Here is a 19,738-nt window from a genome sequence, read left to right as displayed (position 1 = left end):
TTTCTCGTTCGACTTGCATGTGTTAGGCATGCCGCCAGCGTTCATTCTGAGCCAGGATCAAACTCTCCGTAAAAAATTTATTTCAAGGACCTGTCTGCTGTTTAGTTTTCAAAGATCGATTTGTTTTGATATTCCCGTAAGGGACAAGAGCTAACTTACAAAATTAAAAAACTTATGTCAAACACTTTTTTAAATTATTTTAAAATAATTTTATGGTAACGTTTTTTTCCAGCTCTTAACACCAGTTCATCTGCTTCAAAATCAGCTTCAGTAACAAAGTAATCAGAACTTTCAACCCTGTTTTCATTTATATAACAACCACCCTGCTGAACAAGCCTTCTTGCTTCGCTTGTACTCTTGCAAAGACCAGCTTCCTTAAAAAGATCAAGAACCCCGAAACCTTTTCCAAACCTTGCTTTTTCAAATACAGAAGAAGGTACGGATTCGCCTTTGGCAGCCACAGATTTTCTAAAAACTTTGCTTGAAGGAAGAAGGTTTTCTGGAATTTCCCTTGCTCCAAACAATGCCGTTGAAGCCTCGTAAGCCTTAACAGCATTGTCTTCTCCATGGGCAAGCTTGGTAGCTTCAAAAGCAAGGATTGACTTTGCTGAGTTCAAATCACTTCCTTCAAGTTTTGACACCTCTTCAATTTCTTCAACAGGAAGAAAGGTAAAAAGAGACAAAAACTTTGAAACATCATTATCTTCAGTATTAATCCAAAACTGATAATAATCATAAGGAGAGGTTTTTTCAGCATCAAGCCAGACAGTACCTTTTTCAGTTTTTCCCATTTTGGTACCGCTGCTGTTTGTAATAAGAGGAAAAGTAAGGCCAAAAGCTTCTTTTTGACGGGTTCTGCGAACAAGATCAACCCCAGCTATAATATTTCCCCATTGGTCGCTTCCACCCATCTGAAGAAAGCATTCTTCAACCTCTGAAAGCACCTTAAAATCATAAGCCTGCATTATTGTATAGTTAAATTCAATAAAGCTTAATCCGGTCTCAGATTCAAATCTTGATTTATAACTTTCCATTTTTATCATCCGGTTAATACTAAAAAACCGCCCAACATCTCTAAGGAAATCTATATATTTTAAATCAAGAAGCCAGTCGGCATTATCCACCATTTTGGCCTTATCATCACCAAAATCTATGAACTTGGATAATTGATTTTTTATTCCGTTTTTATTAAATTCAACGGCTTCAACAGTGAGCATATTTCTCATCTCTGTTTTTCCACTGGGGTCACCTATCATTCCAGTACCTCCGCCCACAAGGGCAATGGGTCTGTGTCCAGCTCTTTGCATATGTGCAAGAGACATTATGGGAACAAGACTCCCCACATGAAGACTTGAAGCTGTTGGATCAAAACCTATATAACATGACTGCGGAGATGAAAGATATTGATAAAGACCTTCCTCATTTGTGAAAGTATCAACAAAACCTCTTTTTTTAAACTCATCTATTACATGCATTTCTCTAATCTCCGCTGTTTATATTTTTTATTTGTTTTATTTACAATTGCCCTTTCGGGCCGGCTTCCAGGCATTTATCTCAAGTTTCCAAACTCTCTTGGATCCCCAGATTACCAGCACCGAATCAAATTAACTGCCTGATTTTCACTGAAGAAGCAAGTTATTTATTAGCATACCCCACAGCCCGAACCTCACGAATAACAGTAACCTTGATCTGCCCAGGAAAAGTAAGCTGCTCTTCAACCGACCTGGCAATATCATGGCTAAGCACCACAGCCTCATCATCAGATATTTTGGAACTTTCAACAATTACCCGAAGCTCACGCCCGGCCTGAATTGCATAAGCACCAGAAACCCCGCCAAAACCGCAGGCAATATGCTCAAGGTCTTCAAGTCTTTTCACATAATTTTCAAGAAGCTCTTTTCTAGCTCCAGGCCTTGCCCCTGACAAAGAGTCTGCAGACTGAACAAGAAGGTCGTAAACTGTTTCCGGAGGAACATCCTCATGATGGGCTGCTATGGCCTGAACCACAGCTTCTGACTCACCATTTTTAGCAGCAATTTTCGCTCCAATAAGAGCATGGGGACCTTCAACCTCATGATCAATGGCCTTTCCAATATCATGTAAAAGACCCATTCTTCTGGCAAGCTTAATATCAAGACCAAGCTCGGCAGCCATAATTCCACACAAAAATCCAACTTCAATGGAATGCTGAAGCATATTCTGAGCATAGCTTGTTCTAAATTTCAAACGACCAATAACCATGATAAGCTCAGGATCAATTCCATGAACTCCCAAGTCAAAAGCGGCCTGCTCTCCGGCTTCCTTAATTGTCTTATTGACTTCTTCTTCAACTGAAAGAACAATCTCTTCTATTCTTGCAGGATGAATTCTTCCGTCTGCAATAAGCTTTGTAAGAGCAATTCTTGCAACTTCTCTTCTCACGGGATTAAACCCTGAAAGAATAACAGCTTCAGGAGTATCGTCAATTATAAGATCAATTCCAGTTGCAGCTTCAAGGGCCCTGATATTTCTTCCCTCACGGCCAATGATTCTTCCTTTCATATCATCATTTGGAAGTTCGACAACAGAAACTGTTCTTTCAGCAACATAATCCCCTGAATATCTTTGAATTGCAGTTGCAATAATTTTTCTAGCTTCTTTGTCCGCCTGCTCCTGGGCTTCTGAAGTAATTCTTTTAACAAGTTTTGAGCCTTCGTATCTTGCATCTTCTTCCATTTCTCTTAAAAGAATTGCCTTAGCCTCTTCCTTGGTAAGCCCAGAAATTTTTTCCAACTGGGACTGCTGCTCAGCAACAAGACCAGCCAGCCTTAATTCTTCTTCTAAAGTAGCTTTTTCTCTTTTTTCAAGTTCTTTTGATAAAACAGAAAGACCGCTGTCCTTTTCATCAATAAGCCTTTCTTTGTTTTCAAGGTTTTCTTCTTTCTGAATCAGCCTTTTTTCCTGAACCCTTAATTCAGAACGCATCTCCTGAGTTTCTACATCAAACTCAGACTTCATCTTAAAAAGCCTGTCTTTAGCTTCAATTTGAGCTTCTTTTTGGAGATTTTCGGCTTTTTGCCTTGCTTCGGCTACTATCCTCTGAGCTTCCTGCTTTGCTGCATTAAGACTGTTTTCTATAATGCTGTTTTTAATCCACCAAGCTACTCCAAACCCTGCAGCAAAAGCAAAGAGAACCAATATAATAAAATTTTCACCCATCTTGTATTCTCTCCCACAATATAAATATATTAGATGTCAAAATTAGAGGTTGAATTAAAAAAACTTGGTAGATCCCGAAAAAGAACAAAACAACATTTAGATTTTAAAGCTCAAAACTAAAATCACCAATACAAGTTCTTTTATAAAAACATCCCATCAACCCCTAAAATACACTTAAAATTATAAAAAACTTTTGATTCAGATATAATTTCAAATGAAATTCGATTTACAACCAACAGATTAAAAAAACAAGAAATGATTTTGTGAGAATGGATATTTAGGAAGAGAACTAGGCAAACTATATTTAAAAACCCCGCTATGCCGTTATGATCAAACGCTGATCCAAGTGGATCAGGGCGGCCGTCTTGATAACCCCTTTAGGCTTTTCCCTGAAAGTGGGAACTTGCACACCAGGATCAGTGAAGACAACCTTGTCTGTAAGTGTTGGGTCAGGTTTTATAATCATTATACACGTACACAGCAGGGTTAATTTTCATTAATTCAATTTTACTAAAATTTTTTCTATATCAGCTTCTAAATTTTTTTCAATTGAACGAAGCTTTTCTTCAACTTCAAAATAATTGTTTGCTATATTCATTACTGCAATCAGCAGCTTAACCAGTTTGGGAACGGAAGCTGAGCTTTCACTAAGCTTTGCTTGCACTTCATCGAGTTCTTTAAGAAAAAAATCCAAAACATCTTTGTTTGACTCATCATCTAATTTCGATTTAAAGCTGAACTTTTCCCCAAAAACGTCTATGTTTATTATTTCACTCAAATTATATTATCTCTTTTAATTTCTTTCATCATTGTATTCGGATATTTTTTCGAGAATATTATCAATTTTAAGCTTTAATTTTTCACTTTCCTCAGCCTTTTCAACTTCAGCGACTTCTTTAAGCTCAAGCTTTTCTTCAAGCTCTGAAATTTTTGTCTTTAAATCTGAATTTTCTCTATCCTGTTCAATACATTTATTAATAAGAGTTTCTACTTTTTCTTCCAACCTGTCAAACTGGCTAAAAATTTCCTCGTTTTCCAAATCACACCTCACTTGCTTTAGCGGCAACTATAATATTTTTATCTTTTCAAAGTCAAGTTATTTAGTTGGGGAAGATAAACTTGTTAAAAGGCAAAACTTCAACCCTAAATCCACAACCTGATCCCCCAAAAGATTCCAATTAAACCAAGGCTAATTAAGCTCTTGATAAGACTCCTTAAACAAGACCCTTGCCAATTCCAGCTCTTTTTTACTGTTTACACCAACAGCTTCCAAAGGATTGTTTAAAATATGACAGCCGACTTTATTATTGTTTTTTAAATATGAAATACTCACAAGATCTGTCAGGTAATATTCCTCCTGGGCATTACTGCAATTAATTTTTAAAAGGCCATTTGTTAAAAAGTCTTTGTCAAAACAATAAATACCAGAATTAACAAGTTTAACAGCCTTTTCCAAATCATCAGCATCAGCTTGCTCAACTATTTTCACTATATTTCCATTTTCATCTTTAATAAGCCTTCCATAACCCGTAGGATTTTCAAGCTCCATCCCAAGAACAGAAACATCAAAACCGCCCTTTGAATGTGTTGATGCAAAATCAATTAAAGTTTCAGACCTTATAAGAGGAGTGTCTCCGCAAAGAACCATTATATTTTCAGCAGATAAGTCCAAATGTTTTATGGCTGATTTTACAGCATCTCCTGTACCGTTTTGATTTTCCTGGAAGGCAAATTTTACTTTTTTTGATTTTAAAATAGCAGATTTAACATCTTCTGCCTCATGGCCAACAACAACAACAATATTATCACTTAAACCTGAAGCTGCTTCACAAACCCTTAAAACCATGGATTTCCCATCAACTTCGTGAAGCACCTTAGGTAAATCAGACTCCATTCTCTTGCCTTTTCCTCCGGCAAGGATAATAACACACCAATCTTTTTTGCCCATAAAATATTTATTCTCCTTTTCTTACCCTTAGCTTAAGCTAGAATTTTTCACTAAATAGAATAAAAAACCAGATCAGTCTAATTGTTTTTTTAATATCTGCTCCAGCTTTTCAAATTTTAGAAAAATTACAACAACTTTATCTAAACTTTCAAGTTTTTATAAAATTAAAGACCCATGTTTAGATTATTCAACCAAAACTAAAAAAACAGGGTAAACATAAACAAAACTTTTAAATTCTAAATTAAATCTGATATAAGAATCATTATAGATAACTAACAAAAAGATTTTGTAAACTTCAAACTATGTGAGCAAAAAATGGAAGTTCCTCAATTAGACTTATTTCTTAATATAATTCCCCTTGAGATCTGTGTAATCAACCTTGAAAGGGAAATAATATATTACAACAAAGTTATGGCTGAATCATCTGTAAAAGATGAATTGCAAAATAAAAAAATTGACGAAATAATGACAATTGAATCTTTGGACGACCAAAATCTTTTTTTTGAACTTATCAAAAAAAGAAAGGCCAAAACAGAAGAATGCCGGTTGTTTGGACAAAAAAGGTTTGTAAATTCTGAATACAACGAAAAAAAACGCGAAATTTATCTTGTTTTTATTCCGGCCAAATTTGATTCAAAATATCAAAAAAAAGATCTTTTAACCGGACTTCACACAAGAGAGGTTTTCTTTGACAGGGCAACTCAGCTGATATATGGGTGCGAAAGGCAGAATCAAAAAATGGCTGTTCTTTTTCTTGACCTTGACGACTTTAAACCAGTAAATGACACTTATGGTCATGAGGCTGGAGATATTGTACTAAAAGTCATCTCAAAAAGAATGGAAAACAGCCTGAGAAAAACAGATTTAATTGCAAGGTTTGGGGGAGATGAGTTTATCCTGGCTCTTTCTGAGCTAAAAGAGCCTATCCACGCCTCTCTTGGTGCAAAAAGAATTTTAAAACTCATAGAAAAACCAATAGATATCGGCGACCGGGAAGTAAGGATTTCTGCCAGTATAGGGATTTCAATTTTTCCTGATGACGGGAAAAATATAAATGAACTTTTGAAAAAAGCTGACTCAGCTATGTATAAATCAAAAACAAACAATAGCGGATATTCTTTTTTTAACCTTCAAAAACTTTTGGACTAAAATTAAATATGGAAGAAGAAATTCTGACTAAATTAGCCAGCAAGCTTAACAAACAGGTGAGCAGGACAATAAAAGAAACCCTTGAAGCTTCAATAAAAAAAGAAGTTACAGCTGCCCTTGGAAAAGCTTTATCTGACGGAGAATTCTACCAGTCAATGACAAATGAAGCCCAAGACGGCCTTAATCAGCTAATGACAGAAATCAATAAGCTGAAAAAATCAACCGGAATCCACTATAATAACCCAAACAATGAATCGCCAGGTGATATTTTTCATTGTGCAGCAGACAAACTTTCTGAAATTTACTCCAAAACTGAAGATGCCACTTTTACAGTAATGGATATTGTTGAAAATCAAATGGAATTGATTTCAGAAGCTGAAAACAACAACTACCTTAAAAACCCCGATGCCCCAAAGCCAATTCTTAATCAAATGAACGAAAATATGGTAAGAATATTAACAGAATTAAGCTTTCAAGACATTATCGGCCAAGAGATGAAAAAAGTTATAGATTTTATAAAAAATATAGAAGAAATAATAAACAAACTCTATATTTCACACAATCTTATGCTTAAAAGCAAGAAAGCAAATCCTGAACTTGACTGCAAAGTTATAAAAAAAGAAGTCCAGGAAAAAATATCACAAGAAAATATTGATGCTCTTCTCTTGGAATATGGAATTGATTAATCAAACCAGGCTAAAACAAACCTCTAACTTACTATTAATTCACCAACACCCCAACCAAATCTTGTAGCGAAAAACTTATTTTCTAATTTTTTTAAAAAATACTCCTTATTAAAAAAATTAAATTAAACCTAAATTAACAATTGTTTTTTTACCCCTCAACTGGTATGACCTCTTGCCAGAAATCAATCTTTGGGAGAAAAAAATGAACAAACCTGTCAAACCCGGTGCCCATGCAAGAAGTAAAATAATAAGAAAAATAATTAAAGGTGAATGGGAACCCGGAACAAATCTTCCTTCGGAAAGAAAACTTTCCAAACATCTTGGAGTTACAAGAGCAACCTTAAGAGAAGTGCTTAAACTCGTGGAAAAAGAAGGTTGGATTTCCATAAAGCACGGGAAATCATCCACAGTAAACAACTTCTGGGATGTGGGAGGCCTTGGAATTTTAACAGGACTCAATGAAAATAAAGATCTTTTCCCTTTTCCATTAATTATTGATCTGCTTGAAGTCAGGGCTGGAATTCTTCCCATTTGTGCCAAAACCGCTTTTAATAAAAACCTTGATTCTTTTAATCAGCTAATGAACCTTAAAATTCCCCAAGAAAATTCATCCCCAAAAGAGTTTACCCTTTATGATTGGCAGCTTCAGGAAAAAATTGTGGAATTCTCTGAAAACAGGGTTTACAAGCTTCTTTTCAATGATTTCAAACCTTTATTTTTATATTTTGGTGAAAAATATTTTAAACTGAAAAAAGCAAAAACTTCATCAACAACCTTTTACAATGAACTTAAATCTATTTTGGCCCAAAATAAAAACCCTGAATTTTTGATATCTGAATCAATGAAAGAATCAATATCTATCTGGAAAAAACTCAATGGGAGTTAAATTAATGGAAGATCAAAGTTTTGACATAATCATAATTGGCGGAGGAATTACAGGGGCTGGTATTTTCAATGAGATTTCCTGCTCCGGACTTAAAATTCTTATAATTGACAAGGGCGATTTTGGGTCAGGCACTTCAAGCAAATCTTCAAAACTTGTTCATGGAGGATTGAGATACCTTAAAGATGGCAATCTTCATTTGACCCATGAATCTGTTGTCCATAGAGAAAGGCTTTTAAATGAAGCAAAAGGCCTTGTTTCTCCAATTGAATTTATAATGCCTTTGTATAAAGGCCAGTCCCCTGGAAAACTATCAATGAAAGCCGGGCTTTGTATTTATGATTTAATGGCTTTGAAATTGCGTCATAAATATATTGACAAAAAAAATCTTTTAACCAAATTTTCAAACTTAAACCTTGAAAATTTAAATGGGGGATTTTCTTTTGTTGATGCAGCAGTTGATGATTCTGCTCTTGTAGCAAGGCTTATAAATGAGGGTTTAAGATCTAAAAACACTTATTTTGAAAATTATTGTGAAGTTGTAAAAATTGAAGATATAAAAGGGAGTAAAATTGTTCATGGAAAAACAGAATCTGGGAAAATAAAAAAATTAAAAACAAAAATAATAATAAATGCTTCTGGAGTTTATGCTTCAAACTTATCTTCACTTCCTGAAAAAAACAGCTTTATAAGACCTTTAAAAGGAAGTCACCTTACAATAAAAAACAAATTAAATCTTGATTTTGCACTTTCATTTACTCATCCCAAAGATAAAAGACCTGTGTTTTTCATTCCCTTTGAAGGAGTTTTAATTCTTGGGACAACTGATATTGATGCAAATTCATTTAAAGACCTTAAAATAAATAAAAAAGAGGCAGCCTATCTTATTGAGGGGGCAAATCATATTCTTGGTAAAAATAAAATCCTAGATAAAGATATAATTTCTTCTTTTTCAGGAATAAGGCCTGTAATAAGTTCTAAAAACACCAACAAACCTCCTTCAAAAGAATCAAGGGAACATCTTGTCTGGGAAAACAATAAAATTATTTCTGTAACAGGTGGAAAACTTACAACTTTTAGAAAACTTGCCTGGGATACAATCAAACATCTTGATAGACATTTTAAAAAGATAAAATTAAAAAATAAAAAAGATCCTGTCTTTAAAACTTTAAAATCCTATTCTTCTGATGAAGAATTAAGACTGATTGGAAGATATTCTTTTAATGCTGATTTAAAATATTGTAAAATAAATTCACTTTTTAAAAACATAGAAAATACTCCCATAAGTTTAGCTGAAGTTTATTGTGCTTCAAAAGATGAAACAATAAAACACCTTGATGATTTGCTGATCAGAAGAACAAGACTTGGACTTGTTTTAAAAAATGCCGGGCTTGATTATATGGATGAAATAAAAAAAATAAGCTTTGAAAATCTTGGCTGGGATAATGATAAATGGGATTTTGAAATTAAAAGATATATTTCAATTTATAAAAAATATTTTTCACCAAAAATAATTTAACAGGAAAATAAATGGAATCTCTTGTTTTATCCATAGACTGCGGTACTCAAAGTTTAAGAGTGCATATATTTGATTTAAAGGGCAATCTTCTTGCCGGAGAAAGAACTGAATATCTTCCATATTTCAGTAAAAACCCTGGATGGGCTGAACAAAATCCTGATATTTTCTGGGGAAGCACAATAAATGGAATAAAAAAACTTAAACAAAGAAATCCTGAATTGATAGATAAAATTAAAGGAATAGGAATAACTGCCCAAAGAAATACAATGATTTGCTGTGATAAAAACGGCAACCATTTAAGAGATGCAATCACCTGGCTTGACCAAAGAAAAGCAGCCCCTGTTTTTAAGCCGAATTCTTTTGTAAAAGCAGGAGCAAAAGCCCTTGGAATGCTTGAAACAATTTATAAAGTTCAAACCGAGGGAAAATCCAATTGGATAAAGCAAAATGAAGCACAAATCTGGGATAAAACATTTAAATACCTTCAAGTGTCAGGTTTTTTAAATTTTAAATTAACAGGTGAATTTAAAGACTCAAAAGCTTCTCAAATTGGTCATTTACCCTTTAATTATAAAAAAATGAACTGGGCTTTAAATGGCGAAATCCAGTCTCTTTTATTTCCCATTGAAAAATCAAAACTTCCAGAACTGGTAGAACCCGGAGATTTAATAGGAAAGCTCAGTTTAAAAGCTGCTAAAGAAACCGGACTTAAAAAAGGAATCCCTATAATAGCCTGCGGTTCTGATAAAGGCTGTGAAACCATTGGAATGGGAGTATATTCTCCTGAAATTGCTTCTTTAAGCTTTGGAACCACTGCCACTGTTCAAACAACCAGCAAAAAATATTTTGAGCCAATAAAATTCATGCCTGCCTATCCTGCCCCTTATCCAGGACATTATAATCCTGAAGTGGAAATCTTCAGGGGATATTGGATGATAACCTGGTATAAAAACGAGTTTGCCCATCCTGAAATAAACGAATCCCAAAAAACAGGGATTTTACCTGAAGTGCTTTTAAACAAACTTCTTGACAAAACTCCTCCAGGAGCCATGGGGCTTATTCTTCAGCCTTTTTGGAGTCCTGGATTAAATCATCTTGATGCTAAAGGCGCCATCATAGGTTTTGGAGATGTTCATACAAGAGCCCATGTTTACAGAGCAGTAATTGAAGGATTGTCATTTGCTCTTTATGACGGGCTTTTAAAAATTGAAAAAAAATCAAAAATAAAAGTAAAAAAACTTGCTGTTTCAGGAGGAGCCTCCCAAAGTGACAATATCTGCCAGATTTCAGCTGATATTTTCAACAGACCAATAATCAGAGGAAAAACTTCCGAAACTTCAGGGCTTGGGGCTGCAATAATAACAGCAGCAGGACTTGGTTTTTATAAAGACATTAAAGAAGCCGGAGAAAATATGGTTGAATATGGGGATAAGTTTTATCCTGATAAATCCAATGCTTTATTATATAAAAAAATTTACAAAAATGTTTATTCAAAAATTTATCATGCTTTAGAGCCTGTTTATAAAGAAATTAGAAAAATCACAGGTTATCCTGAAATTTATAAATAAGGGAAGAAAATGAAAAAAAACTTTGAGCCAGAATGGGTGAAAACAGCTCCTGCCAAAAATAGTTTTAGATCAATTTTTAAGTGGGGAGATCCCAATGAATTTAAACATCCCAATAAAAGACTTTACTCCTTAATTAAAAAGACTTTTGACCTAACTGACAATGATTTTATAAAGCCTTTATCAGATTTGGGAAATGATGAAGTTAAAGGTGAATCTGAAACAAAAATTTTAAGTGAAATAATTGAAAAATTTATTGAAATTTCAGGCAATGAAAATATTGAATCTGATCTTTATTCAAGGGTAAAATATTCCAATGGAAAAACCCTGGAAGAATCAATAAATTTAAGACAAAAATCAATTGAAAATTTAACAGAGATTATTATTCATCCAAGAAACAAAAATGAAATTTCTCAAATTGTAAATATCTGCAATAAAAACAAAATCCCTGTCCATGTATATTCCGGGGGATCTTCAGTAACTTTAGGCCACCAATGCCCTGAAGGCGGAGTAACCCTTGTTTTTTCAACTTATATGAACAAAGTGATTGAGTTTAATGAAATTGATCAAACAATTACAGTTGAGCCAGGAATTATGGGCCCTGATCTTGAAAGAATTTTAAATCAGGCCCCAAAAATTTTAAATGCCAAAAGAAAATATACCTGCGGACATTTTCCCCAGTCCTTTGAATATTCCACAGCCGGAGGATGGGTGTTAACCCTTGGTTCAGGTCAGGCTTCCACTTATTATGGAGATGCCAAAGACCTTGTAATTTCTCAAGAATACATTACTCCCAAAGGAAAAATTAAAACTTTGGATTTTCCTGCAACCGCAACCGGCCCAGATTTAGGTCAAATATTTTTGGGAAGTGAGGGGATTTTTGGAATTTTAGTTGAGCTTAAACTAAAAGTATTCAGATTTATGCCTGAAAATAGAAAAAAGTTTTCATTTGTGTTTCCTTCATGGAAAGACGCTGTAAATGCTTCAAGGGAAATTATTCAGTCTGAAGGAGGACTTCCTGCTGTATTAAGAATTTCTGATGAAGAAGAAACAGATATAGGCCTTAAGCTTTATGGAATTGAAGGAACTCCTTTTGATGGATTTATGAAGCTCAAAGGCTATTTACCCATGAAAAGATGTCTTATGCTTGGCCATACTGAAGGATTAAAACCTTTTTCCAAATCTGTATTTAAAAACATTAAAAAAATATCCAAAAAATTTAAGGGAACTTATTTGACTGGATATCCTGTTTCAAAATGGGAAGAGGGAAGATATAAAGATCCTTATTTAAGAGAAGATTTAAACGATTTTGGAATTTATATTGATACTTTGGAAACAAGCGTTAAATGGTCAAATCTTCATAAGGTGCATAAAAATGTACGAAGTTTTATCAAAAAAAGAAACCAAACCATTTGTATGACCCATTGTTCCCATTTTTATCCCCAGGGAACAAATTTATATTTTATTTTCATGGGTAAATTTAATTCAAAAGATGAGTATATTAATTTTCAAAGAAAAATTATTGAAAAAATTGATTTAAGCGGAGGATCACTATCCCATCATCATGGAATTGGGAAAATGATGGGTCCTTATTTAAAAAATCATATTGGAAAAAATGAAAATGATTTTTTAAAAGCTGTTAAAAATTATTTTGATGAAAATAAAATAATGAACTCCAGGGGTATTCTTGGGATTGAATAAAAATTTAAGGGCATAAATCTGCCCTTAATTTAAAAAGAGTAGGTCAGGCCTGCGTGTAAATATCCATATTTATGATCAAAAGTTGTCTGGGTGTATTTGTTGTATAAAAATGGAACTACTCCGTTTAACTGTCTGTATAAATATTGACCGCCAAAGTTTAGGGAGATTTTTTCTGTTAAAGGATAAATAAGTGAAACATTTAAAGCATGGTTGTCAGGTTCATAATCTAAATCACTGTCTCTGTTAAAACGAATAAAAGTGTATACAAGGTTTAGCTTTAAATCAAAAATTAAAGGGAATTGAAGGTAAGTACCTGCAGAAAAATAGGTTTCATCATCTCTGTCAAGATTAATTGGAAAAGAGTTTAATGCTTTTTTTTGGTTTTCTGTCATATATTTTTCAAGGCTTTTTGAATAATCATCCAAATTTGTATCAATGGCGGCATTTACCTTGGTTTTTCCAATTTCCCCAAAAAAACCTGAATAAATTTTATTATAATTATAATGAATTGAAGCTCCTGAATAAAAAGAGGAAGAATCCATATCTTTAATTGAGATATAGGGCTTGTCTAAATTTTTAGCATCTTTACTAAATACAGCTATCTTATCTTTTTTAAAACCATAGCCATTTTCTTCACTGAAAACTACCTCAATCTTTTGACCTGGAAAAATTCTTTTAGCCATAAAGTTTAAGTTGTCTAAATTTGAATATTTAATATCATCAGCATTCATATATTCATAGCCTGCTGAGAAAACAAAAACAAAACGATTGATTTGTTTTTTTAAATTTAATTCAATCCCTAATTGATCAACTTTGATAGAATCTAGTCCATAATCATAGTCAGCTTGTCCTGCTGTAAGTTCTGCACTTATCAAAGGTGAAAAATTATAAAAGAACTTTAATTTACCGCCGACCATATCTCCGGGGGCAGAAATTGAATCTAAATTAATGGTTTTGCTTTCATTTTTAATTACATCAAAAGGGTCAAAGTTTTTATCAAGATATTGGAATTCTAAATTTATAGAATTTAATTCTTTAAACCAAAAAGAATTGTCAGTTAACCTCCCTGTTCTATCAAAAAAAGCAAAAGAATTATTTATAAAAACAAATAAAAAGATAAAAGATAAAATTAATTTTTTCATAGACTCTGCCTGAAGTTATAAAAAAAGTCTGCCCTTAATTAAATGGACAGACTTTAATAATTAGTAACTTTTTATTGGTTAATTAAATACAATATTACCATAAACAGATGTAAACTTGTTTGTAATATTTCCATCTTCATTAGCATAACCAAAAACAATTTCTGGTGTAGTTTTTAATGAAAAAATCACTTTAACTTTGCCCGAAACTGTTAGTTTATCAAGATCTACAGCTATTTTTTCGTCAGTTGATAGTTTTTCATTAAATCTGTCATACCATTCTTCAAGATCTATTAGAACTTCACCACTAGCTGTTAAAGAATCTTCTTTTTCATTTACAAGCTCTGACTCCACTAAGTTACCTTCTGAATCTCCCTTAACTACTTGAACTTTTGCACCTTTTGCAACTTTCAAATCCACTGTTGAACTTTCCGACTTCAGGCTTACAGGGATAGTTAAGCTAAAATATCTTTTGTCTTCACCTGATTCAATTTTAACTATAACTTCAGCTTTTTGTTCTATACCTGCTCCTGAGTTTACAAGTTCAAATTTAACTTTAGGAAGAACACCACTAGAACGAGTTATATCCCCACAGTTCCCTGATTTAGATACATTTTCACCGTTAAATTGATTACCCTTAAGATAAAAACCTTTAATCGGAGTAGAAAGTTTTGTACCTGCTGCATCAGCGTTGCCTTTCACGGCCTTCTTTAATTCATCCTTTGCTATATCGGCAACAGTCTTTCCTACTGGAGGTACTGTTACAATTCCGTCCTTAATATCATCAGATACGGCTTCAAGATAACTTGTTACAAGAGCAATTTCATCATATAGATCATCATCACTTTTTTTATAAATTCCTGTAGAAATATTCTTTACAAGCTCTTTAGCTTTACTAGCTTCAGTAACATTTTTACCTTCAAATGCTTTTTCCATTGAATTTTCAATAGCTGTGTTAAGATTACTCAAATTACTCAAATCATATCCTGCCATTTCTAAAGCTATTTTTTGAGTAGCATCTGCAAAATCAATCTCAGAAACATCTGCCGCAACCTTAATTGCACTTGCCAAAATAACATTAAACTTGTAAATTTTCTGGGCATCTTCACTTCTATCAGCAACTACGTCAGTTGCAAGAAGATCCATACCCTTCACACCAAGTCTTTCTGCTATAAAATCATTTGCCTCTTTTGTTGATTTGCCGGTATCTTTTTTATACTGATAAATCATGGTTGTTACAGGGCTTATAATTGCTTTTTTTCCAACTTCAGGCGCAGGTGCCTGAAAAACACCGCGAAACTCTGCATAATCATTTGCTCCTGTATCCCAAGAGCCTTTGTCTTTACCGCCGATAACAACTAAAGGAAACTCTAAGTCTGAATCACTTAAGTTAAGATCAAATTTACCATCCATATTTGTAATAGCACTTGGTTCTCCAGGATCTGGTTTATTGTTTTCATTTAGATCAATAAAAACAGTTGAATCAACAAGATATCCATCCTGAGCAGCCCCAGTTATCTTTTTTCCTATAAGCTCAAAATCATCCCCATCACCACAACCAGCAATAAAGATCATGCCCATTAAAGCAAAGATCAAACTCAAACTTTTAAATAATTTCTTCATATTACTTCTCCTTAAGTATTATTAAAATAAAACCAGTTTAAGACTCTTCCTTAAACCTTTCTTTAGCTTGTGATACAAAATTTAAAGCAAATACCAGAAAGATTCCAAAGAAACCTCCTGAAAAACCTCCAAGCAAAACTATTAACTTTCTATTTGGCTTATGGGGTAATTCAGGTGTAACAGCCGGGTCTACGACTTGAAAAGCAAAGTCTTTTTTTACCTGGGCCATAGATTGATTCTGGATTTGCTGTTCTATCAGTTTATAAAAGATTTTCTGCATATTGACAACACTTGTTTGCTCTATTTGTTTTTCAAGGTATTTAACTTTTGTGTCATATTCGTTTATTTTCCTCTCTCTTATATAATTATTTACAAATAAAACCAATTGGTTTGCCCAAATTGATGCAAGTTCGGGATCCTTCCAGGAAACTTTAAGTGAAATTAAAGAATTGTCTTTATTTTCAGACACAGTCATTATACTTTCATTGAAAAACTTACATGCTTTATAAATTGAGGGGGGATCTTCATCTTTTTTAAGAATCCAGGTTTGTTTTTCATCATCCCAGATATCTTGATAAAAAATCGACATTAATTTATTTTCCTCAATAAATTCTTTAAGAAAAATTCTAGATTTTAAAACTGCAATATAATAATTCTTGTCTGGGTTGCTGTCTGACAAATCAACTCCTGCTATGGCTGCAAAACCTCCTAGTCTTCCAAGGCTTGAACCTTTATTGCCACCCTCATCTCCTACTATCAAAGTTGTTTCAGCAAGATAATATCTATCGGAAAGAAGAGCATAGCCTATGGCAATGGCAGAAAAGATTAAACCCGAGGCAATGATTATCCATTTTTTATCCCAGAGTATTTTAATCAGCTCAAGAATATCTATTTCATCTTCATCACAATATTCTTTATCATAAATTTCAGGTAAGCCAGTCTGATTCATTTAAATTCACACCTAATTTATATTATTAATATACACCAACAGTTTTAAGAGCAGCTGTAGTAGTGGCCAGGTTGTAAAGAATTTTTGTGACTTCTCCCCAGAAAACAAGACCGCTCATAGCTGTAACATCATAGGGTACCACAATTGTATCTCCAGGATAAATATCCTTGTTTTTTGAAGAAAAAAGACCTTTACTTCCTGATTTATAAGGAACAACCCTTCCGTTTGCCCTGATTGTATAAATTCTTTTAACAGAAGCACTTGCTGTAACCCCTCCTGAAGAATCTATAAAATCAAAAACTTTCATCCCGCTTTGATAAAGATGGGAAACAGGAGTATACACTTCTCCCATTACTGTAACCTCATCTTTATACATTGGGATATGAAGATGATCTTTATCTTTAAGCCTTATATCATTTTGCTTTTTTGAAAGAACAGACCCAAGGTCAATTACAAGTCTTCCGCTTGGTGTTGCGTTTTTAATTCTCTGAATCAAAGATAAAAGAGCAGCGTCTTCCTGTTGACTGGTTTCTACTGCTGCACCCTGAAGCTTTTTGCTGGAGAGCTGGGCTGAAAGCTGATCTACATAGGCATCATACCTTTGCTTTTCCAATTGTTTCAGTTCTTCTCTCATATAGACACTACCGTCAATAAAAGCGTCGTTTGTAAGTCCTCCGGCAATTTCAACAAGAGTTGAAATAGTGTCGCCTTTTTCTATGAAATATACTCCGGGAAACTTTACTTCTCCTGTAATTAAAACAGAAGGAATCTCACGCCAATATGGAACAGTTTTAATAAAAATCCGATCCCTTGGCTGAAGATAAAAAGCATCTACACCATTAAGACCTTTGGCAGATAAATTTATTTTATGCCTTTTTATACGAAACTCTTCAAAATCATCAATTACTGACCTTGAAATTTCACAATATTTTTCATAGGAACCTTCAACAAATCCCCCTGCAAATTCAATTAAATCTTTGATTGTAAGTCCTAAGGTAAGAGGATATTCTCCTGGAAATCTTACTTTCCCTCCAATATTTACAACACTAGAAGCTTCTTCGTTATCAGCCTGACTTTTAAGCTTGCTCACTACACGACTTAACACTGCCGGCCTGTTTGTGTTTTTTGAAAACACATAAAGCTCATCAAGGGGTTTGATGGGAAAATTAAGATTATTATTTAAATCAAGCTTAAAAACTTCTATTTTCCCATTGTCTTTATATGTTCTTACCAGAACAATGTACTTAAAATCAGTGGCTATTTTAAGCCCTCCTGAATAAGCTACCAGTTTTCCCAGAGTATCTTCAGAAGCTAAGGGATAAATCCCAGGATATGCTATGTTTCCTGAAATTTGAGTAACAAAGGGAAACTCTGAATTTTCAAAGCCTTTACCGCTTACAATCTCTCCTAGAGAATCTTCACCTAAAAAAGTTCCAGGACTTGAGGCAATTTCAGCTGCAGTTTCACCAGGAACTGATGGCGGTGTTTCTACTATGCTTTCCTGAGCAGACTCGGATAGTCTCTTTTCTGCCTGCTCAGGCTGCTCAAAAACTTCGGTTCCTGAAACAGAAACTTCTGAATCATCAGAAACCTTTAAAATTTCAGGAACTTCAAATTCGCCACCTTCCATTCCGTATAATATTTGACCTACAACAGGCTTTAAAAAATTTGCTCTGTTTACCCGCGTAGAAAAAATATAAATTGAGTCCCCGGGTTCAAGTTGAAAATCTTTGTCTTTTTCAAGACTATTGTTAAAAACAAATAATTGGCCTGAATCTTTATTTATTCTTGAAACAACATAATAATCAAATTCTGTAAACGGTTTAAGACCACAGGCCTTTTCTATATAGTCATTTACAGTATCGCCCTGTGAAAGAGGGTATTGACCTGGATAAAAAACATTGCCCTTAATGGCTGCAGTAGGAACAACTCCATCACTGTCGGAAATTCTGGATTTCAAAAGCCTGACTATGGCATTGGTATAAGTTAGTCTTGAATTATCTTTGGGAAGAATATAAATTCTATCAAAGGGTTTTAAATAAACATTTTGGGTTTTGTTAATTATTTTTTCAGGAGAAAAGGAAATAACCTCAAATTGTTCAAATCTTGATTTTTCCCTTAAAATAATTCCATATTCAAGATCTGTGTTTCTTTTAACTTTTTCATGATTTGGAATAATTGTTCTAAGATTCATTCCTTTTTTAAATTCATAAGTGCCTTCTGCAAACACATTACCTGAAAGAGTAATTATTTTTTGAGTTTCTTTTTGAAAATATGGGATATAAATATAATCATTTTTCTTTATTTTTGTATTTCCCCAATTAGAATTATCAAGCTTTACAACCTTACAAACCCTTTTGTTTTCTGAATCTGTTGTATAAACTTTTATAAGTTCAAGATCATTAGCTCTCCATAACCCACCTGCCATATTGATGATTTCACCAAGGGTTGTTTCATCTTTAAGCTCATAAATCCCAGGTCTTTTAACTCCTCCTCTGACTCCTACCTGGCTGCCTACAACAGGTATAAAAATTGTATCACCGGGTAAAAGACGGGTATCTTTTTTTGTGTCTCCTTTAAGAAGAAGATCGTAAAGGTCAAAAGTCTGGATAATTTCCCCGTTTCTTTTGAGCTTGATATTTCTTAGGGAACCAATATCTTTTACCCCGCCTGAAACAAGAAGTGCATTGGTAAGTGTGGAAAGAGAGCTTAAAGTATAACTTCCTGACTTAAATACCTCCCCTAGTACAAAAATTCTCATGGAACGAAGTTTTCCCAAAGTTACACTCACTTCACTGCCCACAGATTCTTTTTTTATTTTATTTGTAATAAAAGATTTAAATTCGTCAAAACTCATTCCAGAGGCCACTACAGGACCGAAATTAGGAAGATTTAAAACTCCTTCTCTGTTTATAAAAAGAGAATAACTTATATTATCTCCTCCATAAATCTGAATAATCACCTGATCTCCGGGCCCGATTATATATTCTCTTGGTACAGGTATTTCAGTTACAGGTGCAAAAGTAGTTGGACTTCCGGAAAAAATATCATAGCCGTATTTTTTTAAATTAACCCCTTGCCACCCAGGCTGCCAGATATCTGTATCTTTATAAACAGAACCGGGTTTACCCATTGTTGTTTCAACAGCCCTTGGTTTTACACTCTGGTGCTCAACAAAGCTATCTGGAGTTTGGCCAGAAGATTTTTTAGCCTGATATTGGCTTTTAAGATATTCCTGCTCCAATTCAGTTAAATTTTCGAACTTGTCAATCTGTTCCGGAGTAATTTCTGCGGAATACAAATAAGAAGGCCAAAGCAAAATCATAAATACAAAAAATTTCTTTAAAAACCTTTTCATAAACTTCTCCAAATTCTTAT

At 33.8% G+C, this 19,738-nt stretch carries 15 protein-coding genes, 1 rRNA gene and 1 other RNA gene; 6 read left to right on the top strand and 11 right to left on the bottom strand.

Going from position 1 to position 19,738, the window contains the following annotated elements; all coding sequences use genetic code 11:
- The 7 genes from RBR53_10355 to RBR53_10325 form a co-directional block, all read right to left on the bottom strand.
- Window positions 1–73: ribosomal RNA gene (locus RBR53_10355) — 16S ribosomal RNA — on the bottom strand; the annotation flags it as partial.
- A 121-nt stretch (window positions 74–194) separates the two neighbouring features.
- Window positions 195–1,475 carry a tyrosine--tRNA ligase gene (gene tyrS, locus RBR53_10350; protein MDY0133054.1) on the bottom strand — a complete coding sequence of 427 codons (1,281 nt, stop codon included), beginning with the start codon at window positions 1,473–1,475 and terminating at the stop codon, window positions 195–197.
- Between the two features lie 160 nt (window positions 1,476–1,635).
- On the bottom strand, window positions 1,636–3,198 hold the full coding sequence (gene rny / locus RBR53_10345; protein MDY0133053.1) for a ribonuclease Y: 1,563 nt from the start codon (window positions 3,196–3,198) through the stop codon (window positions 1,636–1,638).
- Between the two features lie 306 nt (window positions 3,199–3,504).
- Window positions 3,505–3,688, bottom strand: a non-coding RNA gene (gene ssrS, locus RBR53_10340) — 6S RNA.
- A 6-nt stretch (window positions 3,689–3,694) separates the two neighbouring features.
- Window positions 3,695–3,976 carry a hypothetical protein gene (locus RBR53_10335; protein ID MDY0133052.1) on the bottom strand — a complete coding sequence of 94 codons (282 nt, stop codon included), beginning with the start codon at window positions 3,974–3,976 and terminating at the stop codon, window positions 3,695–3,697.
- A 15-nt stretch (window positions 3,977–3,991) separates the two neighbouring features.
- Window positions 3,992–4,237: a hypothetical protein gene (locus tag RBR53_10330; protein ID MDY0133051.1), complete on the bottom strand. Its 246-nt coding sequence runs from the start codon at window positions 4,235–4,237 to the stop codon at window positions 3,992–3,994.
- 150 nt (window positions 4,238–4,387) lie between these two features.
- Window positions 4,388–5,146 carry an NTP transferase domain-containing protein gene (locus RBR53_10325; GenBank protein ID MDY0133050.1) on the bottom strand — a complete coding sequence of 253 codons (759 nt, stop codon included), beginning with the start codon at window positions 5,144–5,146 and terminating at the stop codon, window positions 4,388–4,390.
- Window positions 5,147–5,461: 315 nt separating this feature from the next.
- Here RBR53_10325 and RBR53_10320 point away from each other — a divergent pair, with 315 nt between their 5' ends.
- The 6 genes from RBR53_10320 to RBR53_10295 all read left to right on the top strand — a co-directional run bounded on the left by RBR53_10320 (window position 5,462) and on the right by RBR53_10295 (window position 12,649).
- On the top strand, window positions 5,462–6,295 hold the full coding sequence (locus tag RBR53_10320; GenBank protein MDY0133049.1) for a GGDEF domain-containing protein: 834 nt from the start codon (window positions 5,462–5,464) through the stop codon (window positions 6,293–6,295).
- Window positions 6,296–6,303: 8 nt separating this feature from the next.
- Window positions 6,304–6,981: a protein phosphatase CheZ gene (locus RBR53_10315; protein ID MDY0133048.1), complete on the top strand. Its 678-nt coding sequence runs from the start codon at window positions 6,304–6,306 to the stop codon at window positions 6,979–6,981.
- Window positions 6,982–7,183: 202 nt separating this feature from the next.
- Window positions 7,184–7,867 carry a GntR family transcriptional regulator gene (locus tag RBR53_10310; GenBank protein MDY0133047.1) on the top strand — a complete coding sequence of 228 codons (684 nt, stop codon included), beginning with the start codon at window positions 7,184–7,186 and terminating at the stop codon, window positions 7,865–7,867.
- Window positions 7,868–7,871: 4 nt separating this feature from the next.
- The gene (locus RBR53_10305; protein ID MDY0133046.1) at window positions 7,872–9,383 is read left to right on the top strand and encodes an FAD-dependent oxidoreductase; all 1,512 of its coding nucleotides are present in this window, start codon (window positions 7,872–7,874) and stop codon (window positions 9,381–9,383) included.
- Between the two features lie 11 nt (window positions 9,384–9,394).
- Window positions 9,395–10,951 (top strand): FGGY-family carbohydrate kinase, encoded by a 1,557-nt coding sequence (locus tag RBR53_10300; GenBank protein MDY0133045.1) that lies wholly within the window; start codon window positions 9,395–9,397, stop codon window positions 10,949–10,951.
- A 9-nt stretch (window positions 10,952–10,960) separates the two neighbouring features.
- Window positions 10,961–12,649, top strand: coding sequence for an FAD-binding oxidoreductase (locus RBR53_10295; GenBank protein ID MDY0133044.1), 1,689 nt, complete (start codon window positions 10,961–10,963; stop codon window positions 12,647–12,649).
- A gap of 29 nt (window positions 12,650–12,678) precedes the next feature.
- Here RBR53_10295 and RBR53_10290 read toward each other — a convergent pair whose 3' ends face one another.
- The 4 genes from RBR53_10290 to RBR53_10275 all read right to left on the bottom strand — a co-directional run bounded on the left by RBR53_10290 (window position 12,679) and on the right by RBR53_10275 (window position 19,718).
- A complete protein-coding gene (locus tag RBR53_10290; GenBank protein MDY0133043.1) occupies window positions 12,679–13,791 on the bottom strand; it encodes a hypothetical protein in 1,113 nt (370 codons plus the stop codon).
- 78 nt (window positions 13,792–13,869) lie between these two features.
- Window positions 13,870–15,411: a hypothetical protein gene (locus RBR53_10285; GenBank protein MDY0133042.1), complete on the bottom strand. Its 1,542-nt coding sequence runs from the start codon at window positions 15,409–15,411 to the stop codon at window positions 13,870–13,872.
- Between the two features lie 37 nt (window positions 15,412–15,448).
- A complete protein-coding gene (locus tag RBR53_10280; protein ID MDY0133041.1) occupies window positions 15,449–16,360 on the bottom strand; it encodes a Wzz/FepE/Etk N-terminal domain-containing protein in 912 nt (303 codons plus the stop codon).
- Window positions 16,361–16,385: 25 nt separating this feature from the next.
- A complete protein-coding gene (locus RBR53_10275) occupies window positions 16,386–19,718 on the bottom strand; it encodes an SLBB domain-containing protein (GenBank protein MDY0133040.1) in 3,333 nt (1,110 codons plus the stop codon).
- Window positions 19,719–19,738: the final 20 nt, after the last annotated feature.

The organism is Desulforegulaceae bacterium (assembly GCA_034006035.1).
In the GTDB taxonomy this organism is placed as follows: Bacteria; Desulfobacterota; Desulfobacteria; order Desulfobacterales; family JACKCP01; genus JACKCP01.
The sequence above is the reverse complement of the archived record's forward strand: the minus strand, read 5'-3'. Positions and strand labels throughout refer to the sequence as shown.